The organism is Streptomyces sp. NPDC057623, assembly GCF_042800355.1.
Taxonomy (GTDB): domain Bacteria; phylum Actinomycetota; class Actinomycetes; order Streptomycetales; family Streptomycetaceae; genus Streptomyces.
On sequence record NZ_JBHVGZ010000003.1, the window covers coordinates 220,563 to 244,214 of the forward strand.

At 70.2% G+C, this 23,652-nt stretch carries 24 protein-coding genes; 5 read left to right on the forward strand and 19 right to left on the reverse strand.

The genetic code is table 11. The features are described from left to right. Positions 1-81: 81 nt before the first annotated feature. On the reverse strand, positions 82-1,128 hold the full coding sequence (locus tag ACFU95_RS05280; protein ID WP_383821954.1) for a LacI family DNA-binding transcriptional regulator: 1,047 nt from the start codon (positions 1,126-1,128) through the stop codon (positions 82-84). Between the two features lie 352 nt (positions 1,129-1,480). Here ACFU95_RS05280 and ACFU95_RS05285 point away from each other — a divergent pair, with 352 nt between their 5' ends. Genes ACFU95_RS05285 through ACFU95_RS05295 form a run of 3 tightly spaced genes read left to right on the forward strand, consistent with a single transcriptional unit; the run spans position 1,481 to position 4,622 of the window. After that, positions 1,481-2,638, forward strand: a complete 1,158-nt coding sequence (locus ACFU95_RS05285) for a Gfo/Idh/MocA family protein (RefSeq protein WP_383821957.1) — start codon at positions 1,481-1,483, stop codon at positions 2,636-2,638. Next, a complete protein-coding gene (locus ACFU95_RS05290) occupies positions 2,635-3,786 on the forward strand; it encodes a dihydrodipicolinate synthase family protein (RefSeq protein WP_383821960.1) in 1,152 nt (383 codons plus the stop codon). Before ACFU95_RS05285 ends, ACFU95_RS05290 begins: the two co-directional genes overlap by 4 nt. Before the next feature lie 38 nt (positions 3,787-3,824). Then, positions 3,825-4,622 carry a sugar phosphate isomerase/epimerase family protein gene (locus ACFU95_RS05295; RefSeq protein WP_383822259.1) on the forward strand — a complete coding sequence of 266 codons (798 nt, stop codon included), beginning with the start codon at positions 3,825-3,827 and terminating at the stop codon, positions 4,620-4,622. Positions 4,623-4,696: 74 nt separating this feature from the next. Here the strand turns inward: ACFU95_RS05295 and ACFU95_RS05300 are convergent, their stop codons facing one another. The 18 genes from ACFU95_RS05300 to ACFU95_RS05385 form a co-directional block, all read right to left on the reverse strand. Next, a complete protein-coding gene (locus tag ACFU95_RS05300) occupies positions 4,697-5,098 on the reverse strand; it encodes a gas vesicle protein K (protein WP_383821963.1) in 402 nt (133 codons plus the stop codon). Beyond that, entirely contained in the window at positions 5,082-5,354 is a 273-nt protein-coding gene (locus ACFU95_RS05305) for a gas vesicle protein (protein ID WP_383821965.1), read from the reverse strand. The genes ACFU95_RS05300 and ACFU95_RS05305 overlap by 17 nt, the downstream gene beginning before the upstream one ends. After that, positions 5,351-6,193, reverse strand: a complete 843-nt coding sequence (locus ACFU95_RS05310) for a GvpL/GvpF family gas vesicle protein (RefSeq protein WP_383821968.1) — start codon at positions 6,191-6,193, stop codon at positions 5,351-5,353. The genes ACFU95_RS05305 and ACFU95_RS05310 overlap by 4 nt, the downstream gene beginning before the upstream one ends. A gap of 2 nt (positions 6,194-6,195) precedes the next feature. Continuing rightward, complete coding sequence (locus ACFU95_RS05315; RefSeq protein WP_383821971.1) at positions 6,196-6,723, reverse strand: gas vesicle protein; 528 nt, start codon at positions 6,721-6,723, stop codon at positions 6,196-6,198. Then, entirely contained in the window at positions 6,720-7,850 is a 1,131-nt protein-coding gene (locus tag ACFU95_RS05320) for an SRPBCC family protein (RefSeq protein WP_383821974.1), read from the reverse strand. The genes ACFU95_RS05315 and ACFU95_RS05320 overlap by 4 nt, the downstream gene beginning before the upstream one ends. After that, positions 7,843-8,427, reverse strand: a complete 585-nt coding sequence (locus tag ACFU95_RS05325; RefSeq protein ID WP_383821977.1) for an ABC transporter substrate-binding protein — start codon at positions 8,425-8,427, stop codon at positions 7,843-7,845. The genes ACFU95_RS05320 and ACFU95_RS05325 overlap by 8 nt, the downstream gene beginning before the upstream one ends. A gap of 45 nt (positions 8,428-8,472) precedes the next feature. Then, positions 8,473-8,736 carry a gas vesicle protein GvpG gene (locus ACFU95_RS05330; protein ID WP_030051247.1) on the reverse strand — a complete coding sequence of 88 codons (264 nt, stop codon included), beginning with the start codon at positions 8,734-8,736 and terminating at the stop codon, positions 8,473-8,475. A gap of 54 nt (positions 8,737-8,790) precedes the next feature. Then, positions 8,791-9,504: a GvpL/GvpF family gas vesicle protein gene (locus ACFU95_RS05335; RefSeq protein WP_383821980.1), complete on the reverse strand. Its 714-nt coding sequence runs from the start codon at positions 9,502-9,504 to the stop codon at positions 8,791-8,793. A gap of 8 nt (positions 9,505-9,512) precedes the next feature. Next, the gene (gene gvpJ, locus ACFU95_RS05340) at positions 9,513-9,998 is read right to left on the reverse strand and encodes a gas vesicle protein GvpJ (RefSeq protein ID WP_383821982.1); all 486 of its coding nucleotides are present in this window, start codon (positions 9,996-9,998) and stop codon (positions 9,513-9,515) included. Positions 9,999-10,060: 62 nt separating this feature from the next. After that, entirely contained in the window at positions 10,061-10,390 is a 330-nt protein-coding gene (locus ACFU95_RS05345; protein ID WP_383822262.1) for a gas vesicle protein, read from the reverse strand. A gap of 123 nt (positions 10,391-10,513) precedes the next feature. After that, positions 10,514-10,900, reverse strand: coding sequence for a hypothetical protein (locus ACFU95_RS05350; RefSeq protein ID WP_383821984.1), 387 nt, complete (start codon positions 10,898-10,900; stop codon positions 10,514-10,516). A gap of 231 nt (positions 10,901-11,131) precedes the next feature. After that, positions 11,132-11,521 carry a D-ribose pyranase gene (gene rbsD / locus ACFU95_RS05355; protein WP_383821986.1) on the reverse strand — a complete coding sequence of 130 codons (390 nt, stop codon included), beginning with the start codon at positions 11,519-11,521 and terminating at the stop codon, positions 11,132-11,134. Continuing rightward, a complete protein-coding gene (locus ACFU95_RS05360) occupies positions 11,518-12,420 on the reverse strand; it encodes a ribokinase (RefSeq protein ID WP_383821988.1) in 903 nt (300 codons plus the stop codon). Before ACFU95_RS05360 ends, rbsD begins: the two co-directional genes overlap by 4 nt. A gap of 94 nt (positions 12,421-12,514) precedes the next feature. Continuing rightward, the gene (locus tag ACFU95_RS05365) at positions 12,515-14,467 is read right to left on the reverse strand and encodes a substrate-binding domain-containing protein (RefSeq protein ID WP_383821991.1); all 1,953 of its coding nucleotides are present in this window, start codon (positions 14,465-14,467) and stop codon (positions 12,515-12,517) included. Beyond that, positions 14,457-15,983, reverse strand: coding sequence for a sugar ABC transporter ATP-binding protein (locus ACFU95_RS05370; RefSeq protein ID WP_383821995.1), 1,527 nt, complete (start codon positions 15,981-15,983; stop codon positions 14,457-14,459). The genes ACFU95_RS05365 and ACFU95_RS05370 overlap by 11 nt, the downstream gene beginning before the upstream one ends. Next, entirely contained in the window at positions 15,980-17,017 is a 1,038-nt protein-coding gene (locus ACFU95_RS05375) for a LacI family DNA-binding transcriptional regulator (RefSeq protein WP_383821998.1), read from the reverse strand. The genes ACFU95_RS05370 and ACFU95_RS05375 overlap by 4 nt, the downstream gene beginning before the upstream one ends. A gap of 400 nt (positions 17,018-17,417) precedes the next feature. Continuing rightward, positions 17,418-18,767, reverse strand: a complete 1,350-nt coding sequence (locus ACFU95_RS05380; RefSeq protein WP_383822001.1) for a VanZ family protein — start codon at positions 18,765-18,767, stop codon at positions 17,418-17,420. A gap of 85 nt (positions 18,768-18,852) precedes the next feature. Further along, entirely contained in the window at positions 18,853-19,323 is a 471-nt protein-coding gene (locus tag ACFU95_RS05385) for a hypothetical protein (protein WP_383822004.1), read from the reverse strand. A 432-nt stretch (positions 19,324-19,755) separates the two neighbouring features. Between ACFU95_RS05385 and ACFU95_RS05390 the strand changes: the two genes are divergently transcribed. Together ACFU95_RS05390 and ACFU95_RS05395 are read left to right on the forward strand one after the other, a co-directional pair. Then, the gene (locus ACFU95_RS05390; protein WP_383822007.1) at positions 19,756-22,011 is read left to right on the forward strand and encodes an ATP-dependent RecD-like DNA helicase; all 2,256 of its coding nucleotides are present in this window, start codon (positions 19,756-19,758) and stop codon (positions 22,009-22,011) included. A gap of 284 nt (positions 22,012-22,295) precedes the next feature. Further along, positions 22,296-23,585: a citrate synthase gene (locus ACFU95_RS05395; RefSeq protein WP_383822010.1), complete on the forward strand. Its 1,290-nt coding sequence runs from the start codon at positions 22,296-22,298 to the stop codon at positions 23,583-23,585. Positions 23,586-23,652 lie beyond the last annotated feature (67 nt).

Below are 23,652 nucleotides of genomic sequence, written 5' to 3' on the forward strand. Positions count from 1 at the left end.
CGCCGGGCACCGCGTCATCGTCCCCGACGAGCTACCCCGGCCATGGGCACGTCTCAAGGCCCCCGAGCCCCTGCGGCTCTCCTACTTTCGAGGCCCCCCAGCAGACCCCCGAACCATCAACTCCCCCCGAATCGTCGCGATCCCCCCGGGCGGCGGCTCCTCCCGCCCCATCGCGATCCGCCCCGCCCGCGCCCCCGCCTCCGACAACGGCAGCCGCACCGTCGTGAGAGAAGGCACCGCGTCGATGCTGAACGGCAGATCGTCGAATCCCGCCACCGACACGTCGTCCGGAATCCGCAACCCCGAATCCCGCAGCGCCGCACACGCCCCCAGCGCGACGGAGTCGTTCGCCGCGACGACGGCCGTCAGGGACGGATCCCGGCGCAGCAGCTCCAGCGTCGCCTCGTAGCCCGACTGCCGGTCGTAGCGCCCGTAGACCGTCCAGCGGGCGTCCTCCTCGATCCCGTGCGCCTCCAGCGCCGCCCGGTGGCCCTCCAGCCGGTGCCGGGTGGTGGTCCGCTCCTCCGGGCCCGCGATGTAGCCGAGCCGCCGGTGGCCCAGGCCGATCAGGTGCTCGGTCAGTTCGCGTCCGCCGCCGCGGTTGTCGAAGGTCAGGGCGATCGCGCCGGTGTCCGAGGACGGCGGGCGGCCGCACAGCACGACCCGGGTCCCGGCGTCCGCCAGCTTCCGCAGCTTCGCCGCGACCGCCGCCGCGTGCGGGGCGTCCTCGACCGCGCCGCCGGTCAGTACGACCGCCGCGGCCCGCTGCCGCTGCAACAGGGTCAGGTACGTCAGCTCGCGCTCGGGCGAACCCCCCGTGTTGCAGACCACGGCCAGCCGCTCGCCGCCCGCCCGGCCGCCCGGGCCCCCGATCTCCGCCTGGATCGCGCTCGCCATGATCCCGAAGAAGGGGTCGGCGATGTCGTTGACCAGGATGCCGACCAGGTCGGACGTGGCCGCGGCCAGCGCGCTCGCGGGACCGTTCAGCACGTAGTCCAGCTCGTCCACCGCCCGCAGCACCCGTTCCCGGGTGGAAGCGGCGACGGGGTAGTTCCCGTTCAGCACGCGCGACACCGTCGCGGGGGAGACCTGGGCGCGGGCCGCCACGTCCGCCAGGGTCACCGTCATCTCGTCGTCCTCCGGTCGTGCATCTCGTCGTACCACCTCGTACTGCTCACAGACCTGTCCGCGTACTGCTCGCGGACAGCCCACGTACTGCTCACCGACAGGCCCGCCTCTTCGTAGACAGGCCGTGAGCGGCCACGGTTCCGTGTATGTCGAGCAGACCTTACGGCCAAGAACCCCCGTTGTTCGTCCCCTCGAACAACTCAACCCGGTCACGGTCTTGTCCGGACCCCTGGTCAGAGGCTAGCTTCTTATCCCATAGAAAGCGCTTGCTGTGACGCTCAACAGGGTAGGGGCGTACGCGGCACGCAGAACCGCGTACGACGCTGTGTACGACGCCTACGAAGGGAATGACGTGACACGCAAGACGGTGCGTATCGCCATGAACGGTGTGACGGGGCGCATGGGCTACCGCCAGCACCTGGTCCGCTCCATCCTGGCCCTCCGCGAACAGGGCGGTCTCGACCTCGGCGACGGCACCGTGCTGTGGCCGGAGCCGATCCTCGTCGGTCGCCGTGAGCACGCCCTCAAGGCGCTCGCCGAGCAGCACGGCCTGGATCAGGACAACATCTCGACCGACGTGGACGCCGTCCTCGCCGACCCGACCGTCGAGATCTACTTCGACGCCCAGGTCACCTCCGCCCGCGAGGAGGCGATCCGCAAGGCGATCGCCGCCGGCAAGCACATCTACACCGAGAAGCCCACCGCCACCGGTCTGGAAGGCGCCCTGGAGCTGGCCCGGCTCGCGAACGAGGCCGGCATCAAGCACGGCGTCGTCCAGGACAAGCTCTTCCTCCCGGGGCTCCTCAAGCTGAAGCGGCTCATCGACGGCGGCTTCTTCGGGCGGATCCTCTCCATCCGCGGCGAGTTCGGCTACTGGGTCTTCGAGGGCGACTGGCAGGCCGCCCAGCGCCCGTCCTGGAACTACCGCGCCGAGGACGGCGGTGGCATCGTTGTCGACATGTTCCCGCACTGGGAGTACGTGCTCCACGAGCTCTTCGGCCGGGTCAAGTCGGTGCAGGCCATCGCCACCACCCACATCCCGCAGCGCTGGGACGAGAACGACAAGCCCTACGACGCCACGGCCGACGACGCCGCGTACGGCGTCTTCGAGCTCGACGGCGGCGCCATCGCCCAGATCAACTCCTCCTGGGCCGTGCGCGTCAACCGCGACGAGCTGGTCGAGTTCCAGGTGGACGGCACGGAGGGTTCGGCGGTCGCGGGCCTGCGCAACTGCCGTGTCCAGCACCGCTCCCTCACCCCCAAGCCGGTCTGGAACCCGGACATCCCGGCGACCTACTCCTTCCGCGACCAGTGGCAGGAGGTCCCCGACAACTCCGAGTTCGACAACGGCTTCAAGGCCCAGTGGGAGCTGTTCCTCAAGCACGTCTACGCCGACGCCCCCTACCACTGGGACCTCCTCGCCGGCGCCCGCGGCGTCCAGCTCGCCGAGCTGGGCCTGAAGTCCTCGGCCGAGGGCCGCCGCATCGACGTTCCGGAGATCCAGCTGTGACGATCCACCTGCCCGACTCCCGGGGTGGCCTGCGGGCGTACGAGCCGCGCGCCGAGCCCCTCGCCCTCGCTCCGGGCGCACCCCTCACCTCCCGTACGGTCTTCTCGGCGGCGCATGTCGTCGCCGACCCGTACGCCGACGTGTCGCCCGACTCGGCCGCCGCCGTCGACTGGGACGCCACCCTCGCCTTCCGCCGCCATCTGTGGTCCCACGGGCTCGGCGTCGCCGAGGCCATGGACACCGCCCAGCGCGGGATGGGTCTGGACTGGGCGGGCGCGGCCGAGCTGATCCGCCGCAGCGCCGCCGAGGCGAAGGCCGTCGGCGGGCGGATCGCCTGCGGTGTCGGCACCGACCAGATCGCCGGCGGATCTCTCGTGGAGGTCCGGGCGGCCTACGAGGAGCAGCTCGCCCTCGTCGAGGCGACCGGGGCGCAGTCCATCCTGATGGCCTCGCGCGCCCTGGCCGCCGCGGCGCGGGGTCCCGAGGACTACCTGGAGGTCTACGGCCATCTGCTCCGGCAGGCCGCCGAACCGGTGGTCCTGCACTGGCTCGGCCCGATGTTCGACCCGGCGCTGGAGGGCTACTGGGGGTCGAGCGACCTCGACACGGCCACCGACACCTTCCTGGAGGTCATCGCCGCCCACCCCGACAAGGTCGACGGCATCAAGGTCTCCCTGCTGGACGCCCAGCGGGAGATCGACATCCGCCGCCGCCTCCCGCAGGGCGTGCGCTGCTACACCGGGGACGACTTCAACTACCCCGAGCTCATCGCGGGCGACGAACAGGGCTTCAGCCACGCCCTGCTCGGCATCTTCGACCCGCTGGGCCCGCTGGCGGCCGAGGCGGTCCGGGTCCTGGACACGGGGAACGTCGGCGGCTTCCGTGAACTCCTCGACCCCACGGTCGAGTTGTCCCGCCACCTCTTCCAGACGCCCACCCGCTTCTACAAGACGGGCGTGGTCTTCCTGGCCTGGCTGGCCGGCCACCAGTCCCACTTCACCATGGTCGGCGGCCTCCAGTCGGCCCGCTCCCTGCCGCACTTCGCCCGCGCCTACGAACTCGCCGACGGCCTCGGCCTGTTCCCCGATCCGAAGCTCGCGGAGGAGCGGATGAAGAACCTGCTGTCCCTGTACGGAGTGGCCCAGTGAGCGCCCAGAAGGATCTGTCCCGCTTCTCCATCAACCAGATGACGGTGAAGCAGCTGAGCCTGCCCGAACTGGTCGAGGAATGCGGCCGGTTGGGCGTGGTGAACGTCGGCCTGTGGCGTGAGCCCGTCCAGGAGTACGGCCTGGAGGCGACGGCCAAGCTGGTCCGCGACGCGGGTCTGACCGTCACCACCCTGTGCCGCGGCGGCTTCCTCACGGCGATCGACCCGGACGAGCGGGCCAGGGCGCTGGACGACAACCGCCGCGCGGTCGACGAGGCGGCGGCGCTGGGCACGGACACGCTGGTGCTGGTCTCCGGCGGCCTGCCGGCCGGCTCGAAGGACCTGCACGGCGCCCGGGAGCGGATCGCGGACGCGCTGACGGTGCTGGGTCCGTACGCCGAGGAGCACGGGGTGAAGCTGGCGATCGAGCCGCTCCACCCGATGTTCGCCTCGGACCGCTGCGTGGTCTCCACCCTCGCCCAGGCCCTCGACCTCGCCGAGCGCTTCCCCGCCCGGCAGGTCGGGGTCACGGTCGACACGTACCACATCTGGTGGGACGACAACGCGCCCGCGCAGATCGCCCGGGCGGGCGCGGGCGGCCGTATCCACACCTTCCAACTCGCCGACTGGATCACCCCGTTGCCCGCGGGCGTCCTCACCGGGCGCGGGCAGATCGGGGACGGCTCGGTCGACATGCGGGAGTGGCTCGGGTACGTGGAGGCGGCGGGCTACACCGGTGCCGTCGAGGTGGAGCTGTTCAACGACCAGCTGTGGGCGCGCGACGGCCGCGAGCTGCTGGCGGAGACCGCGGCGCGGTTCGTGGAGCACGCGGGCTAGCACCCCGACACGGGCAGCGCACAGCGGGACGCCGACGGCATGCGGGCCGTCGGCGTCCCGCTTGCCGACAGACCTCACGGCGGCGGAAGCAGCGTCCCCAGGGGCCCCAGATCCAGGTTGAGGTCCTCCAGCGTCAGTCCGTAGCGGTCGCACAGTTCGGTCATCCGGTCGTGCAGGAGCATCAGGGTCAGTCCGAGGCGCTCCTCCTGCTCCTCGGTCAGATCGCCCTCGTCGACGCGGTGCAGGGCCTGGCGCTCCATCAGCTGGCGCAGCAGCTCGACGATGGTGAGGACCAGCCTGACCAGGTCGCGCTCCACGGTGTCGGGGTCGGTGTGCAGCCGGCGTGCGGCGGAGCGGCCCGTGGCCGGCGGGGTCATGTCGTCCGGCTGGGCGGGCAGCAGCGAGAACGCGCGGTGCGCGGCCTGAGCGACCTCGCGCAGGCGGTCGGGGGGCGGGCGGTCAGCCGGGGTCGTCACCGCGGTCGCCGCCGTTCTGGCCGGGCCCTCGGTCCCGCAGGACGGGTGCCCACTGCTCCTCCACCTGCTCGCGAACGGCGATCACGACCGCGCGCAGCGAGACCCGCACCAGGTCGATGTCCGCGATCGACAGCACGACATCGCCGGTGATCACCACACCGCCGCTCAGCAGCCGGTCGAGCAGGTCGATCAGCGCGACCTGGGTTCCGGCGAGCGGGCGGTCGTCGTCGTAGGAGTCGCCGTAGGAGTCCGTCACGGTTGTCGGGCCTCTTCGAGGGGCGCGGTGAAGGAGTACGGCGCCCACGGGCCGGTGACCTCCACCCGTACGCCGGGCAGGTCGTCGGCGGTGTGCAGCATCCGGTCGCGGAACTCCTCGGCCGCGCGGCGCGGGACGAGGTAGGCGTCGTTGGCGACGTTCTCGCCGGGGAGGTCGCCGGGGAGCCGGGCCAGGGTCCCCTGCTGGGGGCGGTGCCGGGCACGCTCCACCGCGAGACCACGGGCCTGCTCCTCCGTCCGCCGTACGGCCTCCTCGGCGGCCCGCCGTGTGTCCTCGCGCGCCTGGCGGTGCTGCCTGCGGCGGCGCAGGTACGCGCGCCCCGCGTCCGGTCGGGCCGACTGTGACCACTCGTCCGGCTGGGCCGGCTCGGCCGGTTGGGCCGGCTCGGACGGGGCGGCGATCTCCGCGTACACCTTCACGCCCCACTCCACGTGGTCCTCGAACCGGTCCAGCAGCGCGGTGAAGTCCTGCTGCCGTTCGCCCAGCATCCACTCGACCCGGCTGTCGTCGAGGTACACCGTGGCCAGCCGCAGCGGGAGGACCGTCGTGCGGGCGGCCAGCGTCTCGATGACCAGGTGATGGGACCGGGCCGTCGACTCCAGCCAGTCGAGATCCTCCAGACGCGCCTTCAGGGCCCCCTCCGCGAACTCCTCCCCGGGCACCGCGCTCACCGCGGCGGCCACCGCGCCCGAGCGGACCAGCGTGACGGGTGCGTCCGCCACACCGCGGACGTCGGCCAGCGCCGCCCGCGCCCGCCGTGCCGCGGGGTCGGACGACCTGACCACGGCGTAGGCGTAGCTCAGACGTTGCCCGTTCACGGCTACCGGTCCCTGTCCCGGTCCCTGTCCCGGTCCCTGTCCCGGTCTCCGTCCCTGTCCCGGCCCTCGGCGTCGTCCCTCTTGCGCCGGGGACGGCGTGGCTCGGCGGCGGACTCCCGGTCCGTCTCACGAGGCCGGCGTCGACTGCTCGACCCGCGCTCGGGCAACTCGCCCGCGGACTCCGGCCTCTCGGACTTCTCGACCTTCCGGCGCAGCTCCTCGACCTCGGCGCGCAGCTGTTCGTTCTGCTCCTTGAGGCTGTCCTGCCGGTCGGCGCGGGAGGACAGCGCGGGGTCGTGCTCCCACCAGTCGATGCCGATCTCCTTGGCCTTGTCGACCGAGGCGACCAGGAGGCGGAGCTTGATGGTGAGCAGCTCGATGTCGAGCAGGTTGATCTTGATGTCGCCGACGATGACGATGCCCTTGTCGAGCACGCGTTCGAGGATGTCGGCGAGGTTCGCGCTGGATGACTCGCCGTACGGGGACATCGCCCGGGACGGCGTGGAGCGGGTGGGGACGGGCTCGGTCACGGTGTTCTCGACTCGTCGGTGTCGTCGTCAGGGTGCCGGTCTTCGTTCTCGTCCTCCTCCCAGTCGTCCTCGTCCTCCTCCTCGTCCTCGTACCGGTCCTCGGGCTCCTCGTCCTCTTCCGGCTCCTCGTCGTCCTCGTCGTCCTCGTCGTCCTCGTCGTACTCGTCCTCGGGCTCGTCGTGCTCGGCCCGGCCCTTCGCGTCCTCCTCGTCCTGCTCGGCTTCCTCGACCTCCTCGGGCTCCCGGACCACCTCGCCCTCGCGGATCTCCCCGCGCCAGCCGCCGGTGGCCTCCCCGCGCATCATCACGAAGGTGCGGAAGAGCTTCAGGTCGAGCCGGGCGCGGCGCCCCTGCGCGCGCATCCAGCTGCCGACCCGCTCGACCGGCCCCTTGGGGAAGTACCGCAGGACCAGCAGCACCTTGGTGAGGTTGTCGGTGAGGGGGTGGAAGGTGACGACGCCCTGGGTCGAGCCCTTGTCCCCGGAGCTCGTCCAGGCGATGCGCTCGTCGGGCACCTGTTCCGTGATGGTGCTCCGGAAGCGCCGGTTGGACTTGGCGACCTTCACATGCCACCTGGCCGTGGTGTCGTCCTGTTGCTCGATGCCGACCACGCCCTTGGCGAAGCGGTCGAACTCCTGGAACTGCGTCCACTGGTCGTACGCCTCGCGCACGGGCACGCCCACATCGATGTCCTCGATGATGGTGATCCCTTTGCCCATGCTGTCCGGGTCGTTGCCGGGGTCCTTGTCCCGGCTCTGCCCCGGCAGATGCCCGGCGGCGTCCTTGGCCTTGTCCACCACCGCGTCCTTGGCGTGCGATGCCGTGTCCTTCGCGTGGGAGGCCGTCGAGGTCAGCGCCCCCATGCCCGACGGCAGGTGCTCGCCGAGCTTCTTGCCGCCCTTGGTCACCGCGCCGGCCAGTCCGCGCGGACCGATGTGGGCCTCGCCCAGCCGGCGGGCACCCTCGCCGAGCCGGTCGCCCATGCCCTCCAGTGCCGTCTGAAGCCGGGCCTGGACATAGTTCTCCAGCTCGTCCTTCAGCCGGTCCGTACCCGGCACCCGCTCCTCGGACTTCGTCCTGGTCCCCGTGCCGCCCGAGCCGCGGCCCGTCGCCTTGCGCTCAGCCATGGTCCTGCCCCTGCCTGCTCGACCGCGCGGCGCCACCGCCGCGTGAGCGGCTCTGTGAGGCGGAGGTCTTCCTCCTGCGGGGCTCTTCCTCGTCGTCCCGCCCCGGCCTGCCGCGCTGCGACCTGCCGCGCCCGGCGCTCCGGGACGCCTCCTTCCGGGGCTTCGCCCGGCGTTCCTCGCCGTTCCCCTCGTCGCGCGGCTCCTCGTCCTGCTCCGTCTCCGTCTCCGTCTCGTCCTGCTCCGTCTCGTCCTCGACGTCGTCCTCGGCCTCGGTGTCCTCCTCCTGCGCCCTCTCCCGCAGCCCGGCGGTGCGCTGGTGCAGGGTGTCGGCCAGGTGGTCGGCCTTCGAGCTCAGGACGGTGGTCGCCGCGGCCTTCCCCGCGTCGGTCAGTTCGGAGCGCACCTGGTCGGTGAGGGTGTGGACGAAGGGGGACTCCTGGAGGGCCTTGCCGACCTGCCCGGGCTTGATCCGTGATCCGGCGAGCAGCGCACCGAGGCCGAGGGCGAGCTTCACCTTCTTGGTCCGCCCCAGCATGTAACCGCCCAGCAGCGCCGCGCCGATCTTGGCGTTGTTCATGACCTGTCTTCTCTCCTCACCCAGGCAGCGGCTCGCGACCACGCGTCACGGACCGGGCTGTCCGCCCTGCCGCAGCTGGTAGGCCCTGATCTCCTCCAGACGGTGCAGCAGGGCCTCCTCCTGCCGTGCGAACTCCTCGTCGTCGATCCGGTCCTCGTCCCGCGCCCGCTCCAGGTTCACGAGTGCCTCCTGCACGGGAGCCGGGTCGTAGTACTCGTCCTCGGCGGCCTTGACCACCTTGTCGAGCACCCAGCCGATGCCCCGCACGGGCGCGAACGGGAGCGTCAGAATCCCGGTGACCAGTCCCACGGCACCTCCTCTCCCACAGGGCCCTGTACGTCAGTACCTCCGTACCTCCGTACCTCAGACAAAGCTGTACGGCGGCAGGGGGCCTCGCAGCCGCAACTCCACGCCATCGCCATAGCGTTCGGCCAGCTCCTGCCCGGCCCGGTTGAACTCCTCGGCCCTGTCCTCCTCCAGGAGGAAGGACGCGCTCACGAAGTACTGCTTCGACGGCGGCGCGACCTGCTCCGCCTCGGCGAGCGGCCGCAGCGCGGCGAGGACCTCCTCGGCGAGGGCGTCCTGGCGGCCCTGCACCTCCTGGGACACCAACTCGCCGAGCGCCAGCCGGTCCTCGTAGGTGCCGCCGCCCGTGCGGGTCAGCTCGTTCAGCTCCCGGGCCCGCGTGTTCTGCTCGAGGACGGTACGTACCACCGCGTCCTCGTCCAGGACTCCCTTGACGTTGAACTCCGCCCGCCCGGCGAGTTCGTCCAGACGCTGCGCGAAAAGCTCCGCCCGCTCCTCCAGGACGCCGCGTACGGCCTCCTCGTCGGCGGCGACGAACCCGAAGCTGAGCGGCAGCGTGGGGCCGTCGGCCCAGAGCCGCTCCTGGACGCCCTGATGCGCCTGGAGATCCCGGCGGGCCACCGAGAGGTCGTCCGGGCACTCGCTGACGACCGCGCACAGGGAGGCGCCACGCACCACGCGCACCTCGCCGGGCGGGTCGCCCACGCCCTCGGCGTCGCCCAGGTCCAGCGGGTGCGAGTCGTTGGTGATCGCGTACACATACACGGACATGGGCTCGCTCACTCCTCCCGGTCCCGTGTGGAGCGGCGCTCCGAGCGGCGTTCGCCGCGCTCGCTCCGTTTCGCGCGCGCCGGCCTGCGCTCACGCTCGGCGTCCTCGTCCTCGCCCTCGTCCTCGTCACCGCCGCCCTTGAACGACTCGGTGATCGCCTCGACAGCGCCCGACAGCGCCCCTTTGCTCTTGCCGTGGGCACCGCTCTCGACGGAGCCCTCGACGATGTCGGTCAGCTGCGCGGGTGCCTTGCGGCCCGACTCCAGATCCAGCCGGTTGGCCGCCTCGGCGAAGCGCAGGTAAGTGTCGACGCTGGCGACGACCACCCGCGCGTCGATCTTCACCAGCTCGATGCCCACCAGGGACACCCGCACGAACGCGTCGATGACCAAGCCTCGGTCCAAAACGAGTTCCAGCACGTCGTACAGGTTCCCCGAACCGCCTCCGGAGGCGGGGGCACCTCCAGCACCGTTGCCCTGTGGCACCACAGTCACGGTGAAATCCCTTCCGGCCCGACTTCCCGGCGAAAGGGCGCGACCTCGGGGGGCGTCTTCCCCTAGCGGCCGTCCTTCCTGTCCACCTGCGCGCGCGTGTAGCGACGCCCGCGCTCGTACGCCAGCAGCTTCCCCTCCGGGTCCAGCACCACCTGGTAGCTGGCCATCACGCTGGTCGTCTCGGGAATCCGTTCCAGTTCCACGACCTCGACATCGGCTTCCCAGCCCTGGTCCGTCGGCCTCAGCGAGGAAACCGACTCGGGAGCCCTCCCCAGCAGCTCACTGAGTTGTTCGATCGCGGACCGCATCGCATCGGCGGCGGACACCCGCTCTCCGGCGGATTTCTGTCGTGATGAGGAACGAGCCTTGCGCGGCTCACGATCACCCGTGATCTTTCACCCTCTCGGTGTACCCCTCAATCTTCTGCCTCACACGGAGCCCACGCCACTCGGTTCATCGCGCGGACCAGCGACCCGGAACACCGCCTGCCCGGCGTCCGCGCACCCCGGAACGCCCTACTTCCCGGCCGCCCGTTTGGTGAGCACCGCCAGCTCCACCGGAATCACCATCTCCACCACCTGCGACACGGCACCCTTCGGCAGCCTCGTCCTGCGGGCCACCGCGTCCGCGACCGGGCTGGCCTCCTCGGCCAGCAGCCCCGCCATGAGGCCGCCGGTCGCGAAGCCGCCCAGCGTGGCCACGCCGGTGAGCGGGGCACCGTGCGGTGTCGCGACCGTCTCCGCCTCGCCGGACAGCGCCGCCACCGTCGTACCGACCATCTGCCGAGCCCCTGCCTCGTCCGTACCCAGCAGCTCCGCGATGTCGCCGATCCGGCCGTCGCCGAGCTCGTCGAGCACGTCGTCCTGGAGGGACGTGAGGGGGTTTTCGTGTAGCTCCTGCATGTCTGAAACGCTACGTCTGTCCTGAATCCAAGGCACGCCGAAAAAAAATCCGCGGAGACCGTACAACCCTTCCCCCACCACGCGGGTCGTACTTGAAGTCAGGACTCTTGGAGGGGGATCTGGGGGGATCGCGGGGGTTCTGACGGGGAGGGGAAACCCCGAGGGGCTCGGTCCATGGACCGAGCCCCTCGAAACGTTCCCGGGACCCCTGATCCCAGAATCGCTTTCCGATCAGAAAAAGACCCCGCACCGCAGCAGCACATTCGCGTACGGCCGTGCCTCCCCGGTCCGTACCACCAGCCGCGCCCCGGCCGACAGCTCCTTGAGCCGCTCGTGGGTGACCAGTTCCAGCCCGGGAAACTCGCCCGCCAGCAGCGCGGCCGCCGCCGGATTCGCCTCGCTGATCTCCCGCGCCGCCGTCGCGCCCTCCACCACCAGCTCGGCCAGCAGACCGTCCACCACCTCGGCGAAGGACGGCACCCCGGCCCGGAAGGCGAGGTCCACGACCCGGGGACCGTCGGGTATCGGCATGCCCGCGTCGCACACCAGCACCCCGTCGCCGTGGCCCAGCTCGGCGAGGGCGCCGGCGAGATGGCGGTTCAGGATTCCTGCCCTCTTCACAGCGCGTCGACCTCCGCCGCCGTGGGGAACGACACCTGCGCGCCCTCCCGCGTCACGGCCACCGCCCCCACCCGGGCCGCGTACGCCGCCGCCTCGGCCAGGGGCGAGCCCGTCCCGAGTTTCCAGGCCAGCGCGGCCGTGAACGCGTCGCCCGCGCCCGTCGTGTCCACCGCGTCCACCCGCACGGACGGGACCCGGGTCACGCCCTCGGCGGAGGCCACCAGCGCGCCCTGCGCACCGAGGGTCACGACCACCGAGCGGGGGCCCTTGGCGAGCAGGATCCGCGCCCAGTCCTCGGGGGTGTCGCCGACCGCGGAGTCGCCGAGGATCACCTTCGCCTCGTGCTCGTTGACGATCAGCGGGTCGCAGGCCGCCAGCACCTCGGCCGGCAGCGGGCGCGGCGGCGAGGGGTTCAGGACGAAGCGGCTGCCCTCCGCGAGGCCGCGCACCACCTCGACGACCGTCTCCAGCGGGATCTCCAGCTGGACCGACACCACCCGCGACGCCTGGAAGAGGCTCGCGGCGGCCCGCACGTCCTGGGGGGTGAGCCTGCCGTTGGCCCCCGGCGAGACCACGATGCTGTTGTCCCCGGACGGGTCCACCGTGATCAGCGCGACGCCGGTCGGCGCGCCGCCGACCAGGACGCCCACCGTGTCGACGCCGGCCGCCCGCTGCGAGTCGAGCAGCAGCCGGCCGTGCGCGTCGTCGCCGACCCGGGCCAGCAGGACCGTACGGGCCCCGAGCCGGGCGGCGGCGACCGCCTGGTTGGCGCCCTTGCCGCCCGGGTGGACGGCCAGATCGGAGCCGAGCACGGTCTCGCCGGCCCCCGGCCGGCGCTCGACGCCGATCACCAGGTCGGCGTTGGCCGACCCTACGACCAGGAGGTCGTAGTCGTACATGAGGTTGCTCCCCTGATAGGTCCCCGTGGTGCGTCGAGGCGGGCGGCCCCGTGCTGGTGCAACGGCCGCCCACCCGTTCGCCGTTCCCCTTGTGTCAGCCGCCGAAGCCGGCCACGTTCTCCTTGGTGACCACCTTCACCGGCACCATCACCGACTTCTCGACCTTGTCGCCCGCGGCGGCCTTCACCGCGTTCTGTACGGCGATCCTGCCGAGCTCCGTCGGCTGCTGCGCCACCGACGCGTACAGCGTGCCCGCCTCGACGGCCTTGAGCCCGTCCGCGGTTCCGTCGAAGCCGATGACCTGGACGGACTTGCCGGCCTTGGAGCCGAGCGCCTTGAGCGCGCCGAGCGCCATCTCGTCGTTCTCCGCGAAGACGCCGTCGATGTCGGGGTGGGCCTGCATGAGGTTGGTCATGGCGTCCAGGCCCTTGGTGCGGTCCCAGTCGGCGGGCTGCTTGGCGACCACCTTGATGCCCGGGTAGGCCTTCAGCCCCTCGGCGAAGCCGGCGCCGCGCTCACGGCTGGCGGAGGTGCCGGCCTGGCCCTGGAGGATCACGATCCTGCCGGTGCCGCCGAGCTTCTCGGCGAGCGCCTTCGCGGCCAGCTTGCCGCCGGTGATGTTGTCGGAGGCGACGAACGACGCGCTGTCCGCGTTGTTCACCGAGCGGTCGACGGCGATCAGCGGGGTGCCGGTCTTGTTCACTGCCTTGGCCGCCGGAGTGACGGCGTCCGAGTCGACGGCGTTGACGATGACCACGTCGAGCGCCGAACTGGTGAAGTTCTGGAGCTGGTTGGCCTGCTGCGACGCGTCGTTCTGGGCGTCGGTGACGGTGAGGTCCACCCCCAGCTTCTTCGCCTCGGCCTGGGCACCCGCCCGCAGCGACACGTAGAAGGGGTTGTTCAGCGTGGAGATGGCGAGCCCCACCCGCGGGGTCGTCGAGGACGAGCCGCCGTTGTGCAGCAGCGAGGTCGCGCCGATCACGGCCACGGTCGCCACGGCCGCGAGCCCGTATGTCGCCGCCTGCCTGCCCTTGCCGCCACCACCGAGGCCCGAGGTCACCGGGGTCGCGCCCGCCTTGCGGCGCACCGTGTCCAGCAGCACGGCCAGCGCGATGACGACACCGATCACGACCTGCTGCCAGAAGGTGGACACGTTGAGCAGGTTGAGGCCGTTGCGCAGCACCGCGAGGATCAGCGCGCCGATCAGGGTGCCGGACGCCTTGCCGGTGCCGCCGGCGAGCGAGGCGCCGCCGATGACGACCGCGGCGATCGCGTCCAGCTCGTAGCCGTTGGCCGCCTGCGGCTGCGCCGAGGAGAGCCGGGAGGCCAGCACGATGCCCGCGACGGCCGCGAACAGACCCGACAGGGCGTAGATGGCGAGCTTCTGCCGCGACACCCGCAGCCCCGAAAGCCGCGCCGCCTCCTCGTTGCCGCCGATCGCGTACATGGACCGGCCGATGTACGTCCGGCCGAGGACGAAGGCCGCGACCAGGCCCATGACGATCATGACCAGCACCGGCACCGGAAGCCAGTTGCCGAGGGTGTCGCCGAGGTGGGAGACCGAGTCGGGGAAGGCGATCGGGTTGCCCTCGGAGATCACCAGGGACAGACCGCGGCCCACCGACAGCATGGCGAGCGTCGCGATGAACGGCGGCAGCTTGCCGTAGGCGATCAGGAAGCCGTTGACCAGCCCGGCCGCTATGCCGACGACGACCGCGAGGACCACCGCGAGGGCGACCGGGACGCCCTGTTCGGCGGCGCTCCAGGCCAGCACGGTCGCGGAGAGCGCGGCCACCGAGCCGACCGACAGGTCGATGCCCGCGGAGACGATCACGAAGGTGACGCCGAAGGCGAGGATGGCCGTCACGGCCGCCTGGACGCCGATGTTGAGGAGGTTGTCGGTCGTCAGGAAGTTCCCGGAAAGCGCCGACAGGGCGACGACGAGGATGATCAGCGCGGTCAGCGCGCCGTTGTCGAGCAGCAGTCGGCGCAGGCCGCCCGAGGCGCCACGCGCGCCCGTCGTGCTCTTGAGCGTGTCAGTGGCCACGGAGGGCCTCCTTCTCGGTCTGTGCTGTGTTCGTGCTGACGGCGAGGGACATCACCGCGTCCTGCGTGGCCTCGTCGGCGGAGAGTTCGCCCGCGATCCGGCCCTGCGCCATCACCAGGACCCGGTCGCTCATGCCGAGGACCTCGGGCAGATCGCTGGAGATCATCAGTACGGCGGCGCCCGCGGCCGTGAGTTCGTTGATGAGCTGGTAGATCTCGACCTTGGCGCCGACGTCGATGCCCCGCGTCGGCTCGTCGAGGATCAGCACCTTGGTGTCGGCGAGCAGCCACTTGCCGATGACGACCTTCTGCTGGTTGCCGCCCGACAGCGTCCGTACGTGCTGGCCGAGTCCGGCCATCCGCACGCCCAGCTGCTCGGCGATCCGCGCGGCTGCCGCCCGTTGCCCCTTGAGGTCGACGATCCCCGCGCGTGTGGCCGACCGCAGCGTCACCAGGCCCAGGTTCTCCTCCACGGACGCGTCCAGGACCAGCCCCTGGCCCTTGCGGTCCTCGGGGATGAGCCCGATCCCGGCGGCCATGGCGGAGTTGACGTCATGCCCCTTCAGGGGCGCCCCGGCGACCTTCACCGTGCCCTTGTCGTAGGGATCGGCCCCGAACACCGCGCGCACCACCTCGGTGCGGCCGGCCCCGACCAGTCCCGCGATGCCGACGACCTCACCGGCGCGCACCTCGAAGCTGACGTCGTGGAAGACGCCGTCACGGGTGAGCCCCTCGACGGTGAGCAACGGGGCACCCTTCTCGGGCACTTCGCGCGGGCACTGCTGCTCGATCGAGCGCCCGACCATGAGCCGTACGAGTTCGTCCTCGGGCGTGGCGGCGGGTACCCGCCCGACGCTCTTTCCGTCCCGGATGACCGTCACCCGGTCGCCCAGGGCGGCGATCTCCTCCAGGTGATGCGTGATGAAGACGATGCCCACACCGTCCTCGCGCAGCCTGCGCACGATCGCGAAGAGCTTGTCGACCTCCTCGGAGGTCAGCACGGCGGTCGGCTCGTCCATGATCAGCACGCGCGCGTCCAGGCTCAGCGCCTTCGCGATCTCGACCATCTGAAGGCGCGCGATGCCGAGTTCGCGGACCCGCGCGCGTGGCGACACCTTCACGCCCACGCGCGCGAGAAGGACCTCGGCGTCGGCTTCCATCTTCTTCCGGTCGATCATTCCGAAGCGGCGCGGCTGGCGCCCCAGGAAGATGTTCTCGGCGACCGTCAGATCGGGAACGAGGTTGAACTCCTGGTAGATCGTGGCGATCCCGAGGCGCTCGGAGTCCTGCGCACCATGGATGCGCGTCTCCTCACCGCCGACCAGGATCCGTCCGGCATCGGGCGTGTAGGCGCCGGAGAGCATCTTGATGAGGGTGCTCTTGCCCGCGCCGTTCTCACCGAGCAGCACATGCACCTCGCCGCGGCGCAGCTCGAAGTCGACGCCGTCCAGCGCGACCACGCCCGGGAAGGCCTTCCTTATGCCCTCGATGCGCAGCAACTCGTCCGCGTTGCTCACGACTGGCTCCTGTTCGTTACGGGGGACGGCTCCGTTGAAGCCGGTGGTTCGCCGCAGGAGCGGCGTACGACGAGACGGGCGGGGAGGGTGACGGACTCGCCGGGCCGTCCCTCGATGCGGTCGACCAGGGCCCGTACGGCGGCCCGGCCCAGCTCGCCCGTCGGCTGGGCGATCGCGGTGATCGGCGGATCGGTGTGCACGAACCACCGGATGTCGTCGAACGCGGCCAGCGCGAGGTCCTCCGGTACGCGCAGCCCACGCGCGCGTACGGCGTCCAGCGCGCCGAGCGCCATCAGGTTGTCGGCCGCGAACACGACCTCGGGCGGCTCGGGCAGGTCGAGGAAGCCGTCGGTGACCCGGCGCCCGCTGTCGGCCTGGAAGTCGCCCTGTCCGATGTAGGCGTCGGGGAGTTCGAGCCCGTACGCGCCGAGCGCCTCCCGGAACGCCTCGACACGTTCCCGTCCGGTGGTGGTCGCCGCCGGTCCCGCGATGATCGCGAGCCGCCGGTGCCCGAGCCCGTGCAGATGCGCGACGAGATCCCGTACGGCGCCCCGCCCGTCCGAGCGCACCACCGGCACGTCCATGCCCGGGATCCACCGGTCCACGAAGACCATCGGCGTCCCCGCGCGCGCGGCGTCCAGCATCAGCGGCGAGCCGCCGTCGGTGGGGGAGACGAGGAGTCCGTCGATGCGCCGGTCCAGCAGGTTGCGCACATGATGGTCCTGAAGATCCGGCCGCTCGTCGGCGTTGCCGATGATGACGCTGTAGCCGAGCGCGCGGGCCTCCTCCTCGACGGAGCGGGCCAGCTCGGTGAAGTAGGGGTTCAGCACGTCGCTGATGACCAGGCCGAGGGTGTGGGTCTGGTCGGTGCGCAGGGAGCGGGCGACGGCGTTCGGGCGGTAGCCCAGGCTCTCGACGGCGGCCAGCACGCGTGCGCGTGCCTCGGCGCTGACCGACGGATGGTCGTTCAGGACGCGCGAGACCGTGGCGACGGAGACGCCCGCCTCGGCAGCGACGTCCTTGATGCTCGCCATCGCCGCTCCACCTCCTTGTGGATCGTTCGTGCGATCGATGTTCGTGGAATCGATTACATCGATGTGTACGAAGGATTGGAATCGATTACACGGGCGGCTGGCAAGACCCCGAGACCGGATCGTGATGATGCTGTCGCCGGGGTGGAGCGACGGGCTGGGCGAGGGGCCGGGCGGCGAGTCGGGTGGCGGTCCCGGGTAAAAAGAAGATCATTACTGGGCGCCCGGTCATGCCCCCGTGGCCATGGAGGACTGCGAGTTCGTGGAGTTCGCGCCGACCGAGGACTTCCAGAAGGTGATCGACCACGTGAAGTCGCAGGCGGGGTGACCGCCGGGGAGCCCTTTGTCCACAGCCCGCCCGCGCTGTCCGGACCCGGGCGGTAGGCGTCGGGTCCCGCACGAGTCACTCGGCGTGGATCTCACCGGTACCAGCGTCGACCATCACCTGCGACGGTTCACAGCCGTCACCGTCCCGGTCGGGCGTGCACCGTACATCGCCGACGCTCACGGACCACATGACGCGCCAAGGACCTTGCCAGCCCTTGACGCGGTCGGCTTTCAGCACGTCTGCCTGGATCCGGAGCGCGCCAGGATCCACCCCGTTCTCGGCTTCGTCCCTCCTGACGATCTCCTCAGCCCGCTTGGCCGGGAGCAGGTCGGCAGGGAGTTTCACGTGCTGGGGGCCGAAGTCGACCAGCAGCTGGGAGACACGTCCGGCCCGGTTGATCTGCACGTCGAGGCTTCGCGGCATCACCACACCGCGCTCCTTGAACCGCCAGGAGGTGAGCCATCCGAACCCGGCCTTGGCACCCACGGGTACCGTCTCGTGCCAGGAGGCCGCCTCAGCCCATGGGTAGTGCGTCTTCATGTAGGTCTGGGCCACGCGGTACGCACTCTGGGTGTCGTGGGGCGTCGTGGAGCCTTGGACAGGGAAGCTCGCCTCTGTCGGGCGGCTGGAATCCTCAAGGCTCACGCTCAGTTGACGGCCGCCGGGCCACATCAACTGGCCGGTGTATCCGCCCGCCATCTGGATGGACAGCCAGCCGTTGTAGCCGTCGACACCCGGGCTTGCCTGCACGGTGTCGACCCGGTACCGGTCGCCGAACGCCTGGCGTATGGCGCGCTCGGCGGCTTCGCGCTCATCGTCGTGCACACCCCGGACGCTGGAACCGTCCACGCTGTAGGGCGTGATCGCGGTCTGGAAGACGGCCAACCCGGCCACACCCGATGCCCCGGCAACTGCCAGCGTGCGCTTGGCCCATGAACGCCACGCGACATGACCTCGCGTCAGCGCGACCCCACCGACGACGCCGAGCACACCGCCGCCGACGTTCATTGCCACATCCGCGCTGTCACAGAGTCCGCCCCCGAACGGTGACAGAGCCTGGGCGAGCTCGATCAGGCAGGGCAGAGCCAGGACACCAGCCAACACGGGAAGGGGACGCCGCAGAGCCAGAACGCCGAACAGCCCGAGCGGGACGAACATCGCCAGGTTCCACAGGCCCTGCGTGGTGTGCAGCGGCTCGGTGACCTGATGGCTGATCACACACTCGGCCCGCCCCGGTTCACCGGTCCGGAGTGCGAGGGTGACGCCGAGGACTCCGGTGAGGCAGAACCCGAGCGGCGACCACCAAAGAGCATGGGCGGTCCGGCGTCGACGAGCGACGGCCGACGCGATCAACCCTGCGACGGCGGCGGCGAGGGTGAGTCCGACCAGAAACCAGGTGTGATCGTCGAAGGCTGCGGCAAACACATCCTTGCTCTTTCTCCGCTAGTTGCCCGGAAAAGCGCCCCCGAGCAAATACTCAGGGGCGCCAGGAAATGCCTACAGGTTCAGGTCAGCACTTCTGAATGGGAGTCTGACGCTTGTCGCTCCCCCGCTCCTGAAGGAGACCGATGGACGACTTGCACTCCTGGTTGCGAGGGCCGAAGCGCCAGGACCTCGACTTCGTTTCGCCCTTCTTCTGCGTGAAGTAGGCGCTCCAGTGCTCGGAGCCGTTCTTGCTGTAGCCGAGCCGGAGTGTGACACTGCCGCCGGCGTTCTTCTCGTAGGAGGTGGTGGCCCTCGTTTCGGTGTCGTTGGTCTTCTTGCCGTGGACCAGCACGCCGTTGTCGAGCCTGGTGCACCGCGACCAGGGGAAGCCGGTAGATCCGCTGCCTGAGCAGTCGGTGGCGCGGACGGCAGCGGCACTCGACGGCTCGTCGGTGGACGTGTCGATGTCAGCGGCGTATCCGACGGCCGGGGTCAGAGCGAAAAGGAGCGCCACGCCGATGGTCGAGACCCGGCGGGTGTGGACAAGGGTACGCATAAGAGATCCCTCCCGTTTTCCATGGGGACACAGGACGCCCACGGACCCGAGCGATCGGGGCCGTCCGGAACGCAGGGAATGCTCAGGCGCGACGAGGCCGAGTCGGCGCACCAAAAATGCCGGAGTTCGGCATGTGAATTCCCCCTGTTGAGGCGCCGCCGCCTTCTGCGTCGGCGCATGTTCCGATGGCCTGGTCAGGGCCACGGACGTCGTGATCACTATACGACATGTCCACGACTTGTCTACTTGTAATCGAAAGCGGAAAGTGGTTCGCCGCATCGTAAGTTCGGGATCGGGATGTGCAACGGAGCTTTGAGGCCGATGGATTCCAACCCGCTGTGAGCTCTGGACGCCCTGGCTGTTGAGTCCTGGGACGAGGAGACCGCGTTGCTGTCTCCCCCCGTTGTCGGACCCGGGCGGTAGCGTCGGATCATGTCCAATCAGGCGGGGAGCTCCACGGGTGAGCGACGACTGGCCGTCCTCGAAGGCGTCCTGGAGCGGATCACCTATGCCAACGAGGAGAACGGCTACACGGTCGCCCGGGTCGACACCGGCAGAGGGGCGGGCGACCTCCTCACGGTCGTCGGCGCGCTGCTCGGCGCCCAGGTCGGCGAGTCCCTGCGGCTGGAGGGGCGTTGGGGCTCCCATCCGCAGTACGGCAAGCAGTTCACGGTGGAGAACTACACCACCGTCCTGCCGGCCACCGTCCAGGGCATCCGCCGCTACCTCGGCTCGGGGCTCGTCAAGGGCATCGGCCCGGTCTTCGCCGACCGCATCACCCAGCACTTCGGCCTGGACACCCTGACGATCATCGAGGAGGAGCCGAAGCGGCTCATCGAGGTCCCCGGCCTCGGCCCCAAGCGGACCAAGAAGATCGCCGACGCCTGGGAGGAGCAGAAGGCGATCAAGGAGGTCATGCTCTTCCTCCAGACGGTCGAGGTCTCGACGTCGATCGCGGTCCGCATCTACAAGAAGTACGGCGACGCCTCGATCTCCGTCGTGAAGAACCAGCCGTACCGGCTGGCGGCCGACGTCTGGGGCATCGGCTTCCTCACCGCCGACAAGATCGCCCAGTCCGTCGGCATCCCGCACGACAGCCCGGAGCGCGTGAAGGCGGGCCTGCAGTACGCGCTGTCGCAGGCCACCGACCAGGGCAACTGCTATCTCCCCGAGGAGCGGCTGATCGCGGACGCGGTGAAGCTGCTCCAGGTCGACACGGGGCTCGTCATCGAGTGCCTCGCGGAGCTGGCCCAGGTCCCCGAGGACGGCGGCGACCCCGGCGTCGTGCGGGAGAGGGTCCCCGGTCCCGACGGTGCCTCGGAGCCGGTGACGGCCATCTACCTCGTTCCCTTCCACCGGGCCGAACTCTCCCTCTCCGCCCAGCTGTTGCGCCTCCTGCGCACCGACGAGGACCGCATGCCGGGCTTCCGTGACGTGGCCTGGGACAAGGCACTGGCCTGGCTCAAGGGCCGTACGGGCACGGAGCTGGCCCCGGAGCAGGAGGCCGCCGTCAAGCTGGCGCTGACGCAGAAGGTCGCCGTGCTGACCGGTGGCCCCGGCTGCGGCAAGTCCTTCACGGTCCGCTCGATCGTGGAGCTGGCCCGCGCGAGGAAGGCCAGGGTCGTGCTGGCCGCCCCCACCGGCCGCGCCGCCAAGCGCCTCGCGGAGCTGACCGGAGCCGAAGCCTCCACCGTCCACCGCCTCCTGGAGCTCAAGCCCGGCGGTGACGCGGCGTACGACAGGGACCGCCCGCTCCAGGCCGACCTGGTGGTGGTCGACGAGGCGTCCATGCTGGACCTGCTGCTCGCCAACAAGCTGGTCAAGGCCGTACCGCCGGGCGCGCATCTGCTCTTCGTGGGCGATGTGGACCAGTTGCCCAGCGTCGGCGCGGGGGAGGTTCTCAGGGACCTGCTCGCCGACGGCAGCCCCATCCCCGCCGTCCGTCTCACGCGCGTGTTCCGCCAGGCCCAGCAGTCGGGTGTGGTGACCAACGCGCACCGGATCAACGCCGGGCAGCACCCCGTCACCGACGGCATGAAGGACTTCTTCCTCTTCGTCGAGGACGACACGGAGGAGGCCGGACGGCTCACCGTGGATGTCGCGGCCCGTCGCATCCCGGCAAAGTTCGGTCTCGATCCGCGCCGGGACGTCCAGGTCCTGGCACCCATGCACCGGGGGCCGGCCGGCGCGGGCACGCTGAACGGACTGCTTCAGCAGGCCGTCACCCCGGCCCGCCCCGACCTGGCGGAGAAGCGGTTCGGGGGCCGGGTGTTCCGTGTCGGCGACAAGGTCACCCAGATTCGCAACAATTACGAGAAGGGGGAGAACGGTGTCTTCAACGGCACCGTGGGCGTGGTCACCTCGCTCGACCCGGTCGACCAGCGCCTGACGGTGCTGACGGACGAGGACGAGGAGGTTCCGTACGAGTTCGACGAACTGGACGAACTGGCGCACGCGTACGCGGTGACGATCCACCGTTCACAGGGAAGTGAATATCCCGCAGTGGTGATCCCCGTCACCACCGGGGCATGGATGATGCTTCAGCGAAACCTGCTGTACACCGCGGTGACCCGCGCCAAACGGCTGGTCGTCCTCGTGGGTTCACGCAAGGCGATCGGCCAGGCGGTGCGCACGGTGTCGGCGGGGCGGCGCTGTACGGCGCTCGACTACCGGCTCGCGGGTGCCTGACCCGTTTTCCGGTCAGGCACCCGGTTTTCCGACCCGTCCCGGTACCCCCTTCTGACCTGGCGATTCGTGAGGCATCGAAAAAAATGATCGATCAAACGAGTCGTGAAGGTCACAGAGCACTTCCAGATGGGGAAAACAGGGGGCAGGATGACAGGTTGGCGGCACTGAGTGCCGCCAATAGGCCCAATGGTCGACCCCGAGTGCACTCTCCTGAGCCGAATGGGGGAGGGTAGAGACAGTCAGGGCAACCTCGAAGATGAGGCACAACGTCGGTGAGGGAAGACGTGAGCGACAACTCTGTAGTACTGCGGTACGGCGACGGCGAGTACACCTACCCGGTGATTGACAGCACCGTCGGCGACAAGGGCTTCGACATCGGCAAGCTCCGCGCCCAGACCGGTCTGGTGACGCTGGACAGCGGCTACGGCAACACCGCCGCCTATAAATCCGCCGTCACGTACCTCGACGGCGAGGCGGGCATCCTCCGCTACCGCGGCTACCCGATCGAACAGCTGGCCGAGCGCTCCACCTTCCTGGAGGTGGCCTACCTGCTGATCAACGGTGAGCTGCCGACCGTCGACGAGCTCTCGGTGTTCAAGAACGACATCACGCAGCACACCCTGCTGCATGAGGACGTCAAGAACTTCTACAAGGGCTTCCCGCGTGACGCCCACCCGATGGCCATGCTGTCGTCGGTCGTCTCCGCGCTGTCCACGTTCTACCAGGACAGCCACAACCCGTTCGACGAGACGCAGCGCAACCTCTCGACGATCCGTCTGCTCGCCAAGCTTCCGACGATCGCCGCCTACGCGTACAAGAAGTCGATCGGCCACCCGTTCGTCTACCCGCGCAACGACCTCGGCTACGTCGAGAACTTCCTGCGGATGACCTTCTCGGTGCCGGCGCAGGAGTTCGAGCTCGACCCGGTCGTCGTCGCCGCGCTCGACAAGCTGCTGATCCTGCACGCGGACCACGAGCAGAACTGTTCGACGTCGACGGTCCGCCTGGTCGGCTCGTCGCAGGCGAACATGTTCGCGTCGATCTCCGCCGGTATCTCCGCGCTCTGGGGCCCGCTGCACGGCGGCGCCAACCAGTCCGTCCTGGAGATGCTGGAGGGTATCCAGGCCTCCGGCGGCGACGTCGACTCCTTCATCCGCAAGGTGAAGAACAAGGAGGACGGCGTCCGCCTGATGGGCTTCGGCCACCGGGTCTACAAGAACTTCGACCCGCGCGCCAAGATCATCAAGGCCGCCGCGCACGACGTCCTCTCGGCCCTCGGCAAGTCCGACGAGCTGCTGGACATCGCGCTGAAGCTGGAGGAGCACGCGCTCTCCGACGACTACTTCGTCTCGCGCAGCCTCTACCCGAACGTCGACTTCTACACCGGCCTGATCTACCGGGCCATGGGCTTCCCGACCGAGATGTTCACGGTCCTCTTCGCCCTCGGCCGCCTCCCGGGCTGGATCGCCCAGTGGCACGAAATGATCAAGGAGCCGGGCTCCCGCATCGGCCGCCCGCGCCAGATCTACACCGGCGTGGTGGAGCGCGACTTCGTGCCCGTCGAGCAGCGCTGACACCTGCCGGTGGGGGCGCCGGGTTTGCCGGTGCCCCCGTTGTGGTGCCGCGGTTCCGGGGCTTGGG